This is a genomic window from Bacillus sp. JFL15 (genome assembly GCF_001184225.1).
Classification (GTDB): domain Bacteria; phylum Bacillota; class Bacilli; order Bacillales; family Bacillaceae; genus Bacillus; species Bacillus siamensis.
The window spans coordinates 2,184,054-2,200,782 of the sequence record NZ_KQ236689.1 but is presented as its reverse complement, the minus strand read 5'-3'; the positions used below and the strand labels follow the sequence as shown (position 1 = coordinate 2,200,782).

Annotated in this window: 17 protein-coding genes; 7 read left to right on the top strand and 10 right to left on the bottom strand. The window is 46.2% G+C overall.

The features are described from left to right. Positions 1–15: 15 nt before the first annotated feature. The 3 genes from cotA to AD710_RS19820 all read left to right on the top strand — a co-directional run bounded on the left by cotA (position 16) and on the right by AD710_RS19820 (position 2,233). On the top strand, positions 16–1,554 hold the full coding sequence (gene cotA / locus AD710_RS11065) for an outer spore coat copper-dependent laccase CotA (RefSeq protein WP_049628008.1): 1,539 nt from the start codon (positions 16–18) through the stop codon (positions 1,552–1,554). A gap of 207 nt (positions 1,555–1,761) precedes the next feature. Beyond that, on the top strand, positions 1,762–1,977 hold the full coding sequence (locus AD710_RS11060; RefSeq protein WP_029575254.1) for a cold-shock protein: 216 nt from the start codon (positions 1,762–1,764) through the stop codon (positions 1,975–1,977). A gap of 97 nt (positions 1,978–2,074) precedes the next feature. Continuing rightward, positions 2,075–2,233: a hypothetical protein gene (locus tag AD710_RS19820; RefSeq protein WP_047476356.1), complete on the top strand. Its 159-nt coding sequence runs from the start codon at positions 2,075–2,077 to the stop codon at positions 2,231–2,233. Positions 2,234–2,268: 35 nt separating this feature from the next. Here AD710_RS19820 and AD710_RS11050 read toward each other — a convergent pair whose 3' ends face one another. Together AD710_RS11050 and AD710_RS11045 are read right to left on the bottom strand one after the other, a co-directional pair. Further along, positions 2,269–3,312: a TolB family protein gene (locus AD710_RS11050; protein ID WP_049628007.1), complete on the bottom strand. Its 1,044-nt coding sequence runs from the start codon at positions 3,310–3,312 to the stop codon at positions 2,269–2,271. A gap of 65 nt (positions 3,313–3,377) precedes the next feature. Next, the gene (locus AD710_RS11045; RefSeq protein WP_003155798.1) at positions 3,378–3,746 is read right to left on the bottom strand and encodes a septal ring lytic transglycosylase RlpA family protein; all 369 of its coding nucleotides are present in this window, start codon (positions 3,744–3,746) and stop codon (positions 3,378–3,380) included. 360 nt (positions 3,747–4,106) lie between these two features. Here AD710_RS11045 and AD710_RS11040 point away from each other — a divergent pair, with 360 nt between their 5' ends. From AD710_RS11040 to AD710_RS11025, 4 genes are all read left to right on the top strand, one after another. Then, positions 4,107–5,147 (top strand): 2,3-butanediol dehydrogenase, encoded by a 1,041-nt coding sequence (locus tag AD710_RS11040; RefSeq protein ID WP_049628006.1) that lies wholly within the window; start codon positions 4,107–4,109, stop codon positions 5,145–5,147. A 187-nt stretch (positions 5,148–5,334) separates the two neighbouring features. Continuing rightward, a complete protein-coding gene (locus tag AD710_RS11035; RefSeq protein WP_045926857.1) occupies positions 5,335–5,832 on the top strand; it encodes an RNA polymerase sigma factor SigV in 498 nt (165 codons plus the stop codon). Next, the gene (gene rsiV, locus AD710_RS11030; protein WP_016937047.1) at positions 5,832–6,692 is read left to right on the top strand and encodes an anti-sigma-V factor RsiV; all 861 of its coding nucleotides are present in this window, start codon (positions 5,832–5,834) and stop codon (positions 6,690–6,692) included. Before AD710_RS11035 ends, rsiV begins: the two co-directional genes overlap by 1 nt. A 265-nt stretch (positions 6,693–6,957) precedes the next feature. Next, on the top strand, positions 6,958–8,889 hold the full coding sequence (locus tag AD710_RS11025) for an acyltransferase family protein (protein WP_049628005.1): 1,932 nt from the start codon (positions 6,958–6,960) through the stop codon (positions 8,887–8,889). Positions 8,890–8,929: 40 nt separating this feature from the next. Here AD710_RS11025 and AD710_RS11020 read toward each other — a convergent pair whose 3' ends face one another. The 8 genes from AD710_RS11020 to gutB all read right to left on the bottom strand — a co-directional run bounded on the left by AD710_RS11020 (position 8,930) and on the right by gutB (position 16,727). Beyond that, positions 8,930–9,934 carry an SPFH domain-containing protein gene (locus AD710_RS11020; RefSeq protein ID WP_016937049.1) on the bottom strand — a complete coding sequence of 335 codons (1,005 nt, stop codon included), beginning with the start codon at positions 9,932–9,934 and terminating at the stop codon, positions 8,930–8,932. A 26-nt stretch (positions 9,935–9,960) separates the two neighbouring features. After that, entirely contained in the window at positions 9,961–10,722 is a 762-nt protein-coding gene (locus AD710_RS11015; RefSeq protein WP_049628004.1) for a TPM domain-containing protein, read from the bottom strand. Further along, positions 10,722–11,747 carry a TFIIB-type zinc ribbon-containing protein gene (locus tag AD710_RS11010; protein ID WP_025649882.1) on the bottom strand — a complete coding sequence of 342 codons (1,026 nt, stop codon included), beginning with the start codon at positions 11,745–11,747 and terminating at the stop codon, positions 10,722–10,724. Before AD710_RS11010 ends, AD710_RS11015 begins: the two co-directional genes overlap by 1 nt. A 50-nt stretch (positions 11,748–11,797) precedes the next feature. After that, positions 11,798–12,484 carry a PspA/IM30 family protein gene (locus AD710_RS11005; RefSeq protein WP_016937052.1) on the bottom strand — a complete coding sequence of 229 codons (687 nt, stop codon included), beginning with the start codon at positions 12,482–12,484 and terminating at the stop codon, positions 11,798–11,800. 118 nt (positions 12,485–12,602) lie between these two features. Continuing rightward, complete coding sequence (locus AD710_RS11000) at positions 12,603–12,917, bottom strand: DUF4306 domain-containing protein (protein WP_025649880.1); 315 nt, start codon at positions 12,915–12,917, stop codon at positions 12,603–12,605. Positions 12,918–13,150: 233 nt separating this feature from the next. Beyond that, positions 13,151–14,113: a carbohydrate kinase family protein gene (locus tag AD710_RS10995; protein WP_049628003.1), complete on the bottom strand. Its 963-nt coding sequence runs from the start codon at positions 14,111–14,113 to the stop codon at positions 13,151–13,153. A 101-nt stretch (positions 14,114–14,214) separates the two neighbouring features. Then, positions 14,215–15,591: an MFS transporter gene (locus tag AD710_RS10990; protein WP_049628798.1), complete on the bottom strand. Its 1,377-nt coding sequence runs from the start codon at positions 15,589–15,591 to the stop codon at positions 14,215–14,217. 74 nt (positions 15,592–15,665) lie between these two features. Then, complete coding sequence (gene gutB / locus AD710_RS10985; RefSeq protein ID WP_049628002.1) at positions 15,666–16,727, bottom strand: sorbitol dehydrogenase; 1,062 nt, start codon at positions 16,725–16,727, stop codon at positions 15,666–15,668. Positions 16,728–16,729 lie beyond the last annotated feature (2 nt).

Genomic DNA, 16,729 nt, shown 5'->3' with positions numbered 1-16,729 from the left:
AGGACAGGATGAATAATGGCACTTGAAAAATTTGCAGATGAACTGCCGATTATCGAAACACTGAAGCCGCAGAAGAAATCAGACGGCAGCACGTATTATGAAGTCACGATGAAGGAATGCTTTCACAAGCTGCACCGCGATCTCCCGCCGACCCGGCTGTGGGGGTATAACGGTTTGTTTCCGGGCCCGACGATCGACGTCAACCAAGGTGAAAGCATTTATGTTAAATGGATGAATGACTTGCCGGATAAGCACTTTCTGCCCGTAGACCATACCATTCACCATTCAGAAAGCGGCCATCAGGAACCCGATGTCAGAACCGTCGTCCATTTACACGGAGGAGAAACGCCGCCTGACAGCGACGGCTATCCGGAAGCCTGGTTCACACGGGATTTTAAGGAAACGGGGCCTTATTTTGAAAAAGAGGTATACCATTATCCAAACAAACAGCGCGGGGCGCTATTATGGTATCACGACCATGCCATGGCGGCCACGAGGCTCAATGTGTACGCCGGACTTGCCGGGATGTATATCATCCGTGAGCGAAAAGAAAAACAGCTGAAGCTTCCCGCCGGAGAGTACGACGTACCGCTTATGATTTTGGACCGCACGTTAAATGACGACGGTTCCTTGTCTTATCCGAGCGGGCCGGATAACCCTTCCGAAACGCTGCCTACCCCTTCAATCGTCCCGTTTCTTTGCGGAAATACCATTCTCGTCAACGGAAAAGCATGGCCGTATATGGAAGTCGAACCGCGGACATACCGTTTCCGCATCCTTAACGCCTCAAATACGAGAACATTTACTCTCTCGCTCAATAACGGCGGCCGGTTTATCCAAATCGGTTCTGACGGCGGATTGCTCCCCCGCTCTGTCAGAACACAGACCATCAGCTTAGCCCCGGCAGAGCGGTATGATGTACTGATTGATTTTTCCGCTTTTGACGGAGAACATATCATTCTGACGAACGGCACCGGCTGCGGGGGCGACGTCGATCCGGATACAGACGCCAATGTCATGCAGTTCCGCGTCACAAAACCGCTGAAGGGAGAAGACACAAGCCGGAAGCCTAAATATCTTTCAGCCATGCCTGATATGACCTCAAAACGAATACACAATATCAGGACGCTTAAACTCACAAATACGCAGGACAAATACGGCCGGCCGGTTTTGACGCTTAATAACAAGCGCTGGCATGATCCCGTGACAGAAGCGCCGAAGCTCGGCACAACGGAAATCTGGTCGATTATCAACCCGATGGGGGGAACCCATCCGATACACCTGCACCTTGTTTCCTTCCAAATCCTTGACCGGCGTCCTTTTGACTTAGAGCGTTATAACAAATTCGGCGACATTGTGTATACGGGCCCCGCCGTCCCTCCTCCTCCAAGTGAAAAAGGCTGGAAAGACACCGTGCAGGCGCACTCGGGAGAAGTCATCAGAATCGCGGCGACATTCGCTCCTTACAGCGGACGCTACGTATGGCACTGTCATATTTTAGAGCATGAAGATTACGACATGATGAGACCGATGGACGTCACGGATAAGCAGTAAACAAGAATCACCCCTTTTCTCCGGAAGGGGCTTTTTTTATTTATCCAAAAAGAAAAAATAAGAAGGCGCTTATTTGCATATACTGTAATAACAGGAAGACGATGCACCCTCATTGGAAATATGGATAGAAAAAGGAATTAGGAGATTAGGGAAAAGTATGAGACAATGAAGGAGTGCACGAAAATTCATAAGGGAAGAAGTGACTTTATGTCTTACTACAACAAACGTAATCAGGAACCGCTGCCTAAAGAAGATGTCAGTACGTGGGAATGCACGAAAGAGGACTGTATCGGCTGGAGCAGAAAGAATTTTGCCGGCACCGGCAGTGATACCCCGACTTGCCCCCTTTGCGGCAGTAAAATGATCGACGGCGTCCGTTCGTTGGTGAATCTCCAAAACAACAATCAAACGGCATCAAGTTAGACCTCCCTTTTACGAGTCTCAACATAGAGAAGGCCTCCATGTCCCATGAGAGGCCTTTGCGTTATCATGTCCTTTTTGATGCAAAGGAGCAATGAACATGAAAAACGATCAGCAGCAAAAAGACCTGAAGGAAATGGCGAAACGGAAGAAAAAGAACCTTGCCGCACAGTCATTCATCGAAACACTCCATTTTGCCGTTCCGATTCTCCGTTTTTTCAAATGGCTCGCCTCAGCCGCAGCCAGCTTTGTTTATTAAAAAACACCCAGCTGGCGCTGAGTGTTTTTTTTTCATTATTGGATAACGGTAAAGCTGTTGATAATGCCGCTGTCATTTTCCCAGACTTTTTCACATTTTTTCGTATCCAAATGATAAGCATAAATGGTCCGGACCTTCGCGTTCCGCCCCGTTTCATCCTTCAAGCGCTTAGCGCCTTTGGCTTCAGCCATGAAATAGATGATGCTGCCGTCTTTAGAAAACTGCGGCTGGGCATCTATCAGCGGAGAGAAATCCTTCCCGTTTGTAATAATCGTTTCATCTTTTTTCGTTTTGACATTCATCAGACGGATGGACGCTTTTTGTTCCGTCCCTTTTTGTGTATAAGATGTAAAGACAAGGTTCTTTCCGTCCGGTGACATCGCCACATCGCTGATAAACTGTTCACGATTGGTCAGATCCTGAAGGTTTTTGCCCGCCCCTGCTGCAAACCGGATATTCGTCGGTTCAGGGTCAATCCCCTTCTCATTTGCCTCATCCGTTTTTTTATAATCCTCTTTCACGGAATAATGCAGAAGCGCAAAATCGTTTTGGCTGCGGTTATAAAAGAAGCTGCTCACACTGTCGTCTTTCTCATCCGCCGCCGGATACAGATTTTGATAACGCTTCGTTTTCAAATCAAAAGATGCGAGACGGAAAATATCTTCATCCGCTTTACCGAGACGGAAATAAATGTGCGTCAGGTCCTTTGATAAAAACAGACTGTCAGCGCTCGCCGATCCTTTATAAAGCACCGTCTTCTTTTTCGTCTTCAGATCAAGCTTATACAGACGCATTTCATTTTGATCATTATTACCGACAAAATAGAGCGCCTGATGACCGTCATCCAGCGCAAACGCCGGATATGCCGAAAGCTTTTCCTTGTACAGCATGCGGCTGTCTTCGTAATATTTCGTCATCAGATCTTTGTCTGTAAGCGAAACAAGCAGCTTGTCATGGCCGCCGGAAACAACGGCTTTTCCGCCGCTGCCGCTTTTTCCTTTGATCAGCAGAACGGCTCCGATGACCGCCGCCGCCAAAACAGCGGCTGCGAGGATCCAAATCCATCGTTTCTTCTTCATTATCAATCTCTCCGTCAATCAGAAAAAGCAAGAATCAGTCTCCTTGCTTTTTAAGATGGTCTATTTTAATAGCTGTAATGTCCGGATACTCTTCCTTTGCTTAACGGATATCCGAGCGCTTTGAACGCTTTCGGGCTGACATCCAATACGGCATTCGGCAGACGGCCTACATCATTTTTGTATACTGTGATAACCTTTTTCGGTTTTGCTTTTGCATAAGCTCTGATTTTCGTTCCGTTTCTCGGAACGTCAAATCCTAATTTTGTCGCGCAATCCCAGTGTCCCAGTTTTTTACCGGACGATCCTTTTTTACCGACTCCATTATACCATGTAATATTTCCGTTCACTTTTTTAGCACTTGCATCAGAAGAGAAACTGATCGCTCCCAGCGTGCTTCCTGCTAAAATCAATAGGGCTAAGAATAACTTCTTCAAGCTTTCATCCTCCTGATTCTTTATTCTAGGCAAAATTATACACCAAGAAGACGTTTATAATATTTCAATCACTTTACATGTTCATTACAACGTGACGGAGACACGCACTCAATTGATGACACAAACTCCTGTTCTATATAATTCCATGGTAAATTATACTACAAAATTTAATACATTAGCGTTATAATATTCATAGAGTATTTCTGCATTCAATATGGACTTTTTATAAGGCCTATTGATAGTTGCGTAATAACATATAGTTTGAGAAATCAGGCTTCAGGAAGCATTTCTTCCTTTTAACCGTGGTTCATATTGATCATGTACCTATACTCGTTTCTATCAGACTAGGAGTGATAATCAATGAAAGCGGCAAGATGGCACAATCAAAAAGACATTCGAATCGAAAACATTGATGAACCTAAAGCAGAACCGGGGAAAGTCAAAATTAAAGTCAAATGGTGCGGGATTTGCGGAAGCGACCTTCATGAATATCTGGGAGGCCCGATCTTTATTCCGGTCGGCAAACCTCATCCATTAACAAATGAAATGGCGCCCGTCACGATGGGTCACGAATTCTCAGGAGAAGTCGTGGAAGTAGGAGAAGGCGTCAAAAACTACAGCATCGGCGACCGTGTCGTCGTGGAACCGATTTTTGCCACACACGGACATCAGGGAGCCTATAACCTTGATGAACAAATGGGATTCTTAGGCTTAGCCGGAGGCGGCGGCGGATTTTCTGAATATGTGTCCGTTGATGAAGAATTGCTGTTTAAGCTTCCTGAAGAGCTTTCTTACGAACAGGGCGCGCTTGTTGAGCCGTCAGCGGTAGCGCTTTACGCCGTCCGCCAAAGCAAATTAAAAGCGGGCGACAAGGCAGCCGTTTTTGGCTGCGGACCGATCGGGCTGCTTGTGATTGAAGCCTTGAAAGCGGCCGGCGCAACGGATATTTACGCGGTCGAACTTTCACCGGAACGCCAGGAAAAAGCGAAAGAACTCGGCGCTATCATCATTGATCCGTCAAAAACGGATGATGTCGTTGAAGAAATCGCTAAACGCACAAACGGAGGCGTTGACGTTTCTTATGAAGTGACAGGCGTTCCTGTCGTTCTCCGCCAGGCGATCCAGTCAACAAACATTGCCGGTGAAACGGTTATCGTCAGCATCTGGGAAAAAGGAGCGGAAATCCATCCGAACGACATCGTCATCAAAGAACGGACCGTAAAAGGAATTATCGGATACCGTGATATCTTCCCTTCCGTTCTCGCACTGATGAAAGAAGGCTACTTCTCAGCAGATAAGCTCGTCACGAAAAAAATCGTGCTCGACGATTTGATTGAAGAAGGCTTCGGCGCTTTAATCAAAGAGAAAAACCAAGTGAAAATCTTAGTCAAACCGAACTAAGCCGTTCGGCAAACACCAGACACATCCGAAAAAGAGCCGCTCAGGCTCTTTTTTTCGTCTCTTCCTCTTCCCTTCCTTTTCCTTTTAAAAATGATCCGCTCTGCGCAAACTATTTTTTACCCTGTCCCGTCTATCCTTAGGCAGCAGCCTATGATACGTATTTTTTAAAAAGGAGCCCTTTGAAGCAATGAAGAACGAAACAGCCAAAGCGTCGCTTGTGACGTGCATAACTGAGCGCAAAGAAGACTTTTACCGGCTTGCGTACAGTTATGTAAAGAACAAGGATGACGCGTTAGATATTGTTCAGGAATCAATTCAAAAAGCGTTGACATCGGTCGAATCCGTCAAAAACCCCGATGTCATCAAAAGCTGGTTTTATAAAATTTTAGTGCGCACGGCCATTGATTTTCTCCGCAAACAGAAAAAACTAAAAGTGATGGACGATGAAACGATCGAGTTTTTAAGCCGCGGAAAGGAAGATCACTACAAAGACACAGACCTTCACGAAGCGCTTGACGACCTGCCGCATCCATATAAAACCATTATCATTCTGCGTTTCTTTGAAGACCTGAAATTAGAAGAAATCGCAGACATCACGGGGGAAAACATCAATACCGTTAAAACACGCCTTTACAGGGGGCTGAAGCTTATGCGCATTCAGCTGACGAAGGAGGATCTTTCTTAATGGAAAAGAGATTAGAGCAATTAAGGGAAGAGTACAAAAGTGTGCCCATTCCTAAGGAATTGGACAGCATTGTCGAAAAAGCCCTTCAGCCAAAACCGAAGAAAAAACGAATCGTGATGTGGCCGACATCCGCGGCAGTCGCTGCGGCCGTCTTATTTACCGCCGTTGTCAATATCAATCCGGATGCCGCACAGGCCATGTCCAAAATCCCTGTCATCGGCAAAGTCGTCCAAGCCATCACGTTCGTGGAGATGAAAGAAGAAAAGAACCAATCAAGCATTGATGTGAAAACACCCGCTCTATCCGGCCTTTCGAATCATAAACTTGAAGACAGCATCAACCGGCATTATATGAAAGAAAGCAAAGAGCTGTATCAGGAATTTATGAAGGCGACCTCAAAAAGCAAAAAAGGCCACCTCAGCATCTACAGCGATTATGAAACCGTGACTGATACAGCGGATCTGATCTCAGTCCGCCGTGATATCGAAAAAACACAAGCTTCCGCTTATACGCAAAGCCGATACATCACGATTGATAAAAAAAATGAGGCCGTGCTTACGTTAAAGAGTTTATTCAAAGATGACCGTTATATCAAAGTCATCAGCCAAAATATTAAAGAACAAATGAAAAAGCAGATGAAAGAAGACCCGAATAAAATCTACTGGGTCGAAGATGATGATATGGCGGAGCCTTTCAAATCCATCCGCGCTGACCAAAACTTTTATATTACAGATCAGCACAAACTTGTCATCTCATTTGATGAATATGAAGCGGCACCCGGATATATGGGCGTTACAGAGTTTACAATACCGACCTCTGTCATCTCCAAACTGCTTGTCGGAGACCGCTATATCCGGTAAAAGAAAAAAATCCATGATATCCGCAGATCATGGATTTTTTCTTTTTCCCGCAACAGCCATTGCGCAAGGGAACCCTTTCATATAACAGACGCCGGACAGGGGCAGAAAAGTTTAAGAGAATCAGAACATTTCATTCATTTTTTCTGAAACAAAATCCCCTTCCGAATGCGTCTATTTAACGGAACAAATGGAAGACTGTACAGAAATCTGCCATAGCCAACCGCAAAACAGCGAGAATTTCCGCACACATTATTGGAGGAATACCATGTCAGACAAGTCACTGCACCACCGCTATATTCCCGGACTGGATGGACTTCGCGCCTTTGCCGTCCTCGCCGTGATCGCATATCACCTGAATTTTAATTGGGCAGACGGCGGTTTCATTGGTGTTGATATCTTTTTTGTTTTATCGGGATATTTAATTACATCCATTATATTGCCTGCTCAAGGCAATGACATCACCCTTGATTTGCGTGATTTTTGGGTGCGCCGGATCAGACGGCTTCTGCCGGCGGCTTATCTCATGATTATCACGACAGTCATTTGGGTCGTACTGTTTAACAGCGAGCTCCTGCATACCGTACGCGGAGATGCGGTCTCCTCACTTTTTTACATAAGCAATTGGTGGTTTATCTTTCATAAACTTTCCTATTTCGACAGCTTCGGCTCCCCTTCGCCATTAAAAAACCTGTGGTCGCTGGCGATTGAAGAACAGTTTTATATCATATGGCCCTTTTTGCTGCTTGCGGGAATGTACATATGTAAAACACGGGCCCGGCTTGCAGCCGCGGTCATGTTCCTCGCGTTATGCTCAGCAGTCGTAATGAGTATGATGTATGTGCCCGGCGGAGATCCGAGCCGTGTTTATTACGGGACGGACACCCGTTCATTTGAATTGCTGATCGGCTGCGCTTTAGCTTTAGTATGGCCGATGAAACGATTATCTTCCAAACGGCTGCCGAGCAGCATGAAACATCTGCTTCACGGGGCAGAGCTTGCCGCCTTTGCCGCACTGGTGCTTTGCGTCTTTTACACGGATGAATATGAACCCTTCCTGTACAAAGGCGGCATGCTTTTGATCAGCATCACCGCAGCGGTTCTTGTCGCATGTATATGCCATCCGAGCAGCTTTATAGGATATGTCCTTTCATGGAAGCCGCTTCGCTGGATCGGAACGAGATCATACGGAATCTATCTTTGGCATTACCCGGTTATCGTGCTGAGCACCCCGGTGCAGGAAATCGGAAATCCGGTTTATTGGCATTGCGCCGTCAGAATCGGCGCCACTTTCATTTTGGCCGAGCTTTCTTATCATTTCATTGAGAAGCCGATCCGCTCTGCAGGCTTCCGGCCTTTTTTACGCCGCGTGTTTCTGAACCGCTTTTTGGAATGGAAGACGTCCTCTGTCATCAGCAGAATGTCGCTCGGCCTCATTCTTGCCGCCATTCTCGTATTTGCGGGCGGGCTGTCAGGGATAGCCGAAGAGAAAAAACAGCCGCAATGGACGTACGCGCAAAACGAGCAGCAAGAAACAGCCGCCTCTTCGCACAAAACGGCCGATCACGATCAACCTGCTAAAGAAGAGGACAGCAAGAAAAAACACGGCGGCGAAAAAACGGATACCGCATCAGACAACAACAAGAAAAAACCAACAGGCAAATCAGATACGAAGAAGACGAAAGACAAAAAGGAACAGTCATCTCAAAAAACGGCTGACCCAAAACAAGCACAGCCTCAGCAAGACGTGCTGGCCATCGGTGACTCGGTGATGCTGGACATTGCGTCATACCTGCGGCAGTCCCTCCCTCATGTCACCATCGACGGAAAGGTAGGAAGACAAGTCTCTCAAGCACTCCGGCTCACTTCGGAATATGCGTCATTTAATCAGCCGAATAAAGCGGTCATCATCGAGTTAGGGACGAATGGCTATTTCACAAACAGCCAAATTGAATCACTGATCAGCTCCTTTTCAAAAGCCGATATCTATCTTGTCAACACGCGTGTACCGCGGCAGTGGGAAAGCAAAGTAAACGAATCATTGCGCCGGCAGGCCGAGTCACGCAAAAATGTGACCCTTGTCGATTGGCACGCAAAAGCATTGCAGCACCCTGAATACTTCACACCGGACGGCGTCCATCTCATACCCGAGGGATCAAAAGCGCTGACATCCCTCATCGTCCAAACAATGAAATCATGACAAAAAAAGAGGCCAAAAAAGGCCTCTTTTTCGTATATCGTCAGGCAAGCTTCTGTCCGCAATTCGGGCAAAAATTCGCGCCTTCCGTTTTCGTTCCGCAGTTCGGACAGAATTTCGGCTTAGCCGCTCCTTCTGAGCCGTTTGCCTGCGCCGTCCCCTGATTTTGCTGACTTTGATTCTGCTGCGGCTGGTTCTGCTGATTTTGATTCATTTGGTTCATCATTTGATTGGCCATATTCATTCCCATCATCATGCCCGCCATGTCGGAGGCAGCACCGCTTCCGCTCATTTTGCCGGATGACATTCCGTCCGTCATGGAAATCTGCTGATAGCGGTTCACATCGCCCACCATGCCGTAAGAAGCGTTTTTCGTAATCATATCCTGAACTTCCTGCGGATAGTTAAAGCTCATAATATTGAAGCCCGTAATCGACATCCCGTCTCCGATCAGCTGCATATCAAGATCTTCTTGAATCCCTTTTCCGATTTCAAATGAATTCGACTGCAGATTGAACATGTCTTTTCCTTCTTTTGTGATCCATTTCATCAAAAGCTGATCGAGAATAGACGTAATCCGGATTTTAATGTCATCCACTAAATAGCTGTCCTTGACACCCGCAATCTTATCAATCAATCCGATGTAGTCAATGACCTTGAAGTTAAATGTGCCGTTTGCTCGGATCGGCATACCGCCCGGCATTCCCGCCGCCGGAATGTTAATGGCGTTTTTCGTGCCCCACTTCACCGTGAACTCCTTCGTATTCACAAACAGCACTTCAGCCCGCATGCCGCTGTTAAAGCCAAACTTAAATCCCTTTAATGTCGATAGAAACGGAATGATTTCTGATTCGATATCATAATCGCCGTCATCACGGAAAATCCCTTCAATCTTCCCGTTGTATAAAAAGATGGCATCCTGTCCCGGCCGGATGATCAGACGGCTGCCTTTTTTAATTTCACGGTTGTTCCATTTATAGAAAACCATGTCGTCTCTGAATTCTTCCCATTCCACCACATTTGCTAACTGATTTCTGAAAAAGCCCATGTATGTTCAAATCCTTTACATTAAATTTAAAAGCTTCCCTTGCTTCCGCTGTAAGACGTGCCGCCCCTCGTGACTCCGCCGTCATTGTCATTATCTTTGTCAGGCTTTCTTTCCCTTGTCACGTCCGTTCGGATATATGTGTCGTGCTGGTCCAGCACTTCAGACGTATCGTGATCCATATACGTGCTTCCGGTGACCGTGACCCTGCCGCCGGAATTGTACACCATCACTGTGACGGCGATACCGGCTGCGGCTGCGGCGATAATCAGCTGAAACCACCATGTGAGCAGCAGATTGTCAGACTTGCTGTCCGGGCTTTTCCCCATATCTTTATAAGACATTTTAATGTAGGTCTGAAATGCCTTTTCATAATGACCTGCTGAAATGTCTGACGAAATCGTATTCCTGATCGTATTCAGCCGGCTGCTGTTTAAATACGTCTCCGCCTTTTTATACCCGGAGATAAACACTTCCCGGTCCTTCATATCAATGGTTAATATCGCCGTGCTTCCGCTAAAATGACTGTCATAAAAATCACCGGCATACTGCTCGATGTCCTTACCGCCCGTTCCGTTTGCGGTAAGAATGATAAAATCGGTATGGCGCTTTGCCCCGAGCTTCCCCGCCAATTCCTCAAGTTTCTTCGTTTCATCCTTCGTTAATAAATGAGCATTGTCATAAACATATTGCTTCTGTTCCGCAGCAGACGCTGTTGTATGTAAAGAAAAAGACAGCATCAGAAAAAGGACGAAGCAGAAGAGACACGCTTTTTTCATTGATCCTCTCATCAAAAACCGCCTCCTATCATAAGTGAGACGAGTCTTAATGCTAAAAACGCACCGGCGGTTATGCCGCCGAACCAAGCAGCCACTTTTCCGGCACTGATCGGCGGTTTGCCGACAACCTTGCCCGTCTGCCCGTTCATCGCAAAAATGTGCTCAGTCCGCTCATAATCGTAGCTGACCATCCAGACCGGAAGCAGCACGTAAAAGCTGCTGATTTTATCCGTCTGAATCTGTTCATCCGTTATGTCAGCCGTCGTATAGCCGGAGAAGGTGGATCTGATATAAGAATCAATATAATGGCTGATTTTATCCTTCGCCCGCGGAAAGAGATCGTCATCGGTATAATTGTACTTTTCCGCTATATAGCCAGCTAAATAAGCCGTATTAAACTCCTTCAGCTCACTGTAAGCGTAAGGCTCCAATTTGTCCATTAATTCATCATTCATTTTTTCTGAAGCGTCGACCGGAATTTTGAGATAATCGAGATTGATATCACGATACGCGTTGTAATACTCAGTCTCCGTCACCCGGTATTCTCCATCATCATAATGATGCACTCTCGTACAAACGGCATTGACCTGAACCTTGCTGTTTAAGTCAAACATCCAAAACGGCACGTACATACCGGTTATACTCTTCACCCGATCGGCAGTCATAAATCCCCTCGGTGTCAGCCGGCCGTTTCGGCACCACTTTTTAAAAGCGCTCATGGCCTCTTCTTTACTGATCGTAAAAGGAATCACCATGGAAGGCGCGAGATTTCCTGATAACCGGTCGGCGAGAACGGCGGCTCCTCCGCAAAATCCGCACGTCGTGGCAGTCGTTTCCGCCTCAGTCATCAGAACCGCGCCGCAGTTCTCACAGCGGTACTCGTTCGCCTCATTTTCGGAAAATCTCGTCGTAATATACTCCTTTGGCAGGCTTTCAATCTGATCCTGCCGCCCGCAGCTGTGACATGTCAGCATGCCGGATGAACTGTCAAAGACCATATCATCTCCGCAGTTCGGACATTTATAAGAAATGATCATTCTGTTTCTCTCACTTTCTCTTTATATCGGACAAAGCTGCAGCCCGCTTTCTATTGATCTTTACTGAAAAGCATTTTCTGCTTGAGCGCCGCCAGTTCATCATCAACACTGCTTTGATTGCTGTCATATTTAGCCGTCAGCTCGTCAATATCGTCTTTCGGAGACGCGTTCAGCTCAGCCATCGCATTGGCATGATCAAGCGCCCGGTTGACCTTGTCTTCCATTCTGCCGAAAGCGGTCAGCGATTGGCCGGCATTTGACACAGAGGACCCCAGTTTATTCATTCTTTCCTGTGTTTTCGCCACAGACCACTTCGCTTTGATGGCATTTCGCCGCGACTCAAGCTCACCGATATCAGCAACAAGCTTGTCATGCATTTTGCGCATTTGAGACGCGTTGGAAGAAGCGAGCTGATAAGCCGTTTGAAGCTCAGTCAGTCTTGATTCAACAGCCGCTTTCCTTTCCAAAAATGTCCGCGCATCGGTTTCATTGCCTGCCTGTAAAGCTTTCATCGCGTAGCTTTCCATCTTTTCGGCATCGGCCTGACATTCCGTCAACGCTCTTTTTGCCCGCTGTTCCTCAGCCATGACAGAAGCCGTCTCCGCCTTCACTTTTCCTAAATCACTGTTCAGATTCCGCAAATATTGATCAACCATTTTCTCAGGGTTTTCAGCTTTATCCAGCAACGCATTGATATTGCTTGACATAATGTCTTTAAATCTTCCTAAAATACTCATTTTTCATTTTCCTCCTAAAGTTAAATAGTAACAAGTTCACAGTTATATATACTGATTTTTTCCGCGAAAAGTTTCATTTTCTCATGAATTTATGTATTTTTATATGAAAATAGTCTTATTAAACCCATTTTTGCCGGCGGATATTCTTCATGACCAGATACAGTGAAAACAAAAAATAAATAAACAGCCCGATCATCAAACCGCTCACTAACGGATAATGCTTAGCAGAATACACAAAGAAATCCAGCTGTGATATCTGCTCGGGCCTTGTAATTGTATCCGTCCCATTCAGCAGCTTTGAAAATTTAGCCGTATAATTCCAATCAAACGAATCAGTAACAAGCTCACTCCCCTGATACCAATTCACAGCAGCGAGACAGAAAAAACAAAAAACAGAAAACGCGCATTGCACAATAAGAAAAATATGTTTCATGAACATTCCTCCGCAGTCCAATATTTAAAGACCGACACCCTGTACATGACGGCAGCAGCAGAAACTTGGTTTTACTCGGGATCTGATAAAAACGTTATTGTATGTACTTCACAATGGTTCAATTTACTGGATATCACTATAGAGTATACCGTATATCGAAAAGGGTTTCAGTCCTAAATAAAAAAGGATGCTTCCCGGAAGTCCGATGACTTTCAAGAAACACCCTCCATATTTTAAAGTGATACTTCAACCTCTTTTAAGCTCGGCAAAGCATCGATCGCACCGATTTTGGTGCACACGAGCGCCCCTGCCTTATTGGCAAATGAGACAATATCACGCAGCTTCGCAAAATCAGCGGCTGCCGTCTGAATCTCATCAATGCGCGCCAGCTGATACAGCGCCGCGCCGACAAACGCATCTCCCGCTCCCGTTGAATCTATTGATGTCACCTGAATGCTCGGAATGATGTCAAGGTCCTTTCCATTTGAAAGAAGGGTTCCGCTTTTTCCGAGTGTCACCGCCACAATGCCGGCCCCGATCTCGTGAAGGATCGCAACACCTTCTTTATGATCCTTCGCACCGCTGATGATCTCAAGCTCCTCGTCACTGACTTTCACAAAATCACTTACGGCAATTGCTTTTTTTGCGGTGTTTATAAACTCTGAAACTCTTCCCTTCCATAAATCCTCACGGTAGTTAGGATCGAAGGAAACAAACTGTCCATTGTCTTTCGCAATCGACATCAGCCGTAAATAGGCTGAGCAAAACGGATCTGATAACAGTGCCGTCGCTGAGCCGAAATGAAGGATTTTCGCATCGTTTACCTTTTCCTGATCAATATCCTCAAGCGTAAACAAAGCGTCCGCTCCTCTGTTAAACACAAAGTCGCGCTCCCCATTTTGTTTTAATGAAACAAACGCCAGCGTTGTAGGCGCTTTCTCATCCATGACGAGCATAGAGGTATCGACGTGTACGGCCTCTAATGTCTGCTTCAGAAAATACCCGAACGGATCCTTGCCTGTTTTTCCGCTGAAAGCCGCGTCTCCGCCCAGCTTAGCAATCGCTGCCGACACATTCGCCGGTGCCCCGCCGGCACTTTTTAAGAAATTGCGCCCTTCCGTCAAGTCGACATCCACATCGGTACAAAAGAAATCAATTAATAATTCTCCAATACAAATAACAGATTGGCTTCCCACATTATCACACTCATTTATTAATTCTCGATTATAGTTTCAGTATAGTGCTTTCTGTCATAAATACAACCGTTTACATTGAATATTTTAAATTTTACATATACTCATCTTGCAGCTCTTTGCTCCAGATCAGACATCATCTGCTGATATTTTTTTTCAGTTAAAGGATAAAAAGAAATAAGAATAATGGACAGCAGAATGAACAATCCCGGAATGAGCGCATTCATATTTTTAATCGCATTCAATGACGATGCCGCCTGTTCGGTATTCGCGGCATACCCGGCGATTCCGAGATAAACGGCCGAAAATGACCCGGCTAACGCAACTCCGAGTTTATTGATAAAACTCATGCTCGATATCACCACGCCATCAGCCCGGACCCCGGTTTTCCATTCCGCATAATCGACACAATCGGCAACCATTCCCCAAGCAAGGGTATTCAAAGGCGTCGTGAAAAATCCAGAAACGAAAAGCCAAAAGAAAATAAGCGGAATCGAGGAATACGATGTAAACTGAAGGCCCGCATAAGAAATCAGCGATAACGCCGCCGTGATGATCATGACCTGCTTCCGGCCCCGCTTCTCAGCAAAGAAAGGAATAAACAGATTGCTGATCAGCGCCGCTCCGAAAAACAATACGGTTCCTAAAAACACAAATTCCTTATGGCTGACGTTATACGTAAAATAGTACACCATCGTGCTGAGCTTAATGTTAAACCCAATCGCAAATGCTAAAAATGAAGAGACCAAAATAAGCAAAGGCTTATTTCTGAACAAAACAGATAACGTTTTTTTCATTCCTTGTTTTTTTCTTTTTTCAGGCTGAATCCGCTCCCGTACAGTAAAGAAACTGAACAGATTCAACGCGATGCTCACCGCCGCATAAATAAGCGCCGTCATCTGGAAACCAAATGCCTGGTCTTTCCCGCCGATGGCGTCCGCAAGCGGTGCCGCACAGGAAATCGATAACAGAATTCCGATATAAACCAAAATCATCCGTGTCGTCGTCAGAACCGTCCGTTCCTCCACGGAATTTGTCATCCGCCCCGTTAAGCTGTTGACCGGGATCGTCTGCATGCTGAAGGACATCCCAAGCAGAATATAGGTGATGTACGCGTATACCATGTTTCCTGTCTCGCCGAAATGAGGGGTCGTAAAGCATAAGAACGTAAATAGCGCAAAAGGAAATGCCACCCACAGCAGATACGGCCTTGCCTTCCCCCATCTAGTATTCGTCTTGTCTAAAATCACGCCCATAATCGGATCAAAAATAGCGTCGAGCACCCTTACGATCAGAAACAAAGCTGCAATAACCGCAGGCTTAATGCCGCCGACGTCTGTATAGTAGAATAATAAGTATGCGTTTACAAACTGAAAGATCACATTGTACGACATATCGCCGAACCCGTATCCGATCCGTTCCATCCAGGACAGGCCGCGATGTTTTGTCTTTATTGCCGCTGCTTTTTCTGTTCCAATCATCATATCCCACCCCAAGAATCCGTTTTCATTTTTTGATAAGCAAGAGGGAGAATGCAAAGATCCTCCCCGTTCTCTCAGCGATTTGGATACACCATCACTTTTAAGCATTCATTTTTGTATTGAAAGGCGCGTTCCATCGCCTCTTGCGTCTTCTCAAGCGGATATTGGTCCGTTACAAGGTGCTTCGTGTCCACAATGCCGGAAGCGAGAAATTCAATTCCCTTCGGATACGTATTCGCATAACGGAAGATTCCGTATATATCAATCTCGTTATCTGCAATAAACGGCACATTGAGCGGAATCTCGTTCTGAGAAGGCAAACCGACAATCGCCAGTTTTCCGCCCCGGCGCACGGAAGCCAGTGCGGATTGCAATGCCGCCGGATTCCCCGCTGTTTCCCAGGCAGTATCAACGCCTCTGCCATTTGTGATCGTTTTGATTTCTTCACCGGCATCCTGTTCACGAATATTGATGACATGCGTCGCGCCCATTTTCTTCGCGGCTTCTAACCGCAGCGGCTCCAAGTCGGTCACAATGATTGTGCCTGCCCCGTATGCTTTCGCTGCCGCAACAGCCATTAATCCAACAGGCCCCATTCCCATAATCGCAACCGTTGATCCGGGCTGAAGCTTCGTTCTCGCGGCCGCATGAATACCGACAGAAAACGGTTCAATCAAAGCCGCATCTTCATAGGAAAGTGAATCCGGAATCGAAAAAACAAAGTCCTGACGCATTTTGATGTATTGGACAAACGCGCCGTCTACCGGCGGTGTCGCCAAAAACTGTACATCCGGACAAAGATTATAACGCCCCTCCTTGCACGCCTCACAGCGTCCGCATGTGACACCCGGTTCGACAGCGACCCGGTCTCCTATTTTAAATTGATCGACAGACGATCCGACGGCGGCAATTTCTCCCGCGCATTCATGACCGAGGATAAATGGTTTTTCCACTACATAATTGCCGATTCTGCCATTTGTATAGTAATGCAGATCAGATCCGCAAATTCCGACAGCCATCACCTTTATCAATACTTCATCATGATTGATCTCAGGCACGGGCAATGTTTCGATTTTGATTTCTCTCGTGTTATGCATAACCGCCGCTTTCATGTTTTGAGGCACTGTGTGAGTCATTT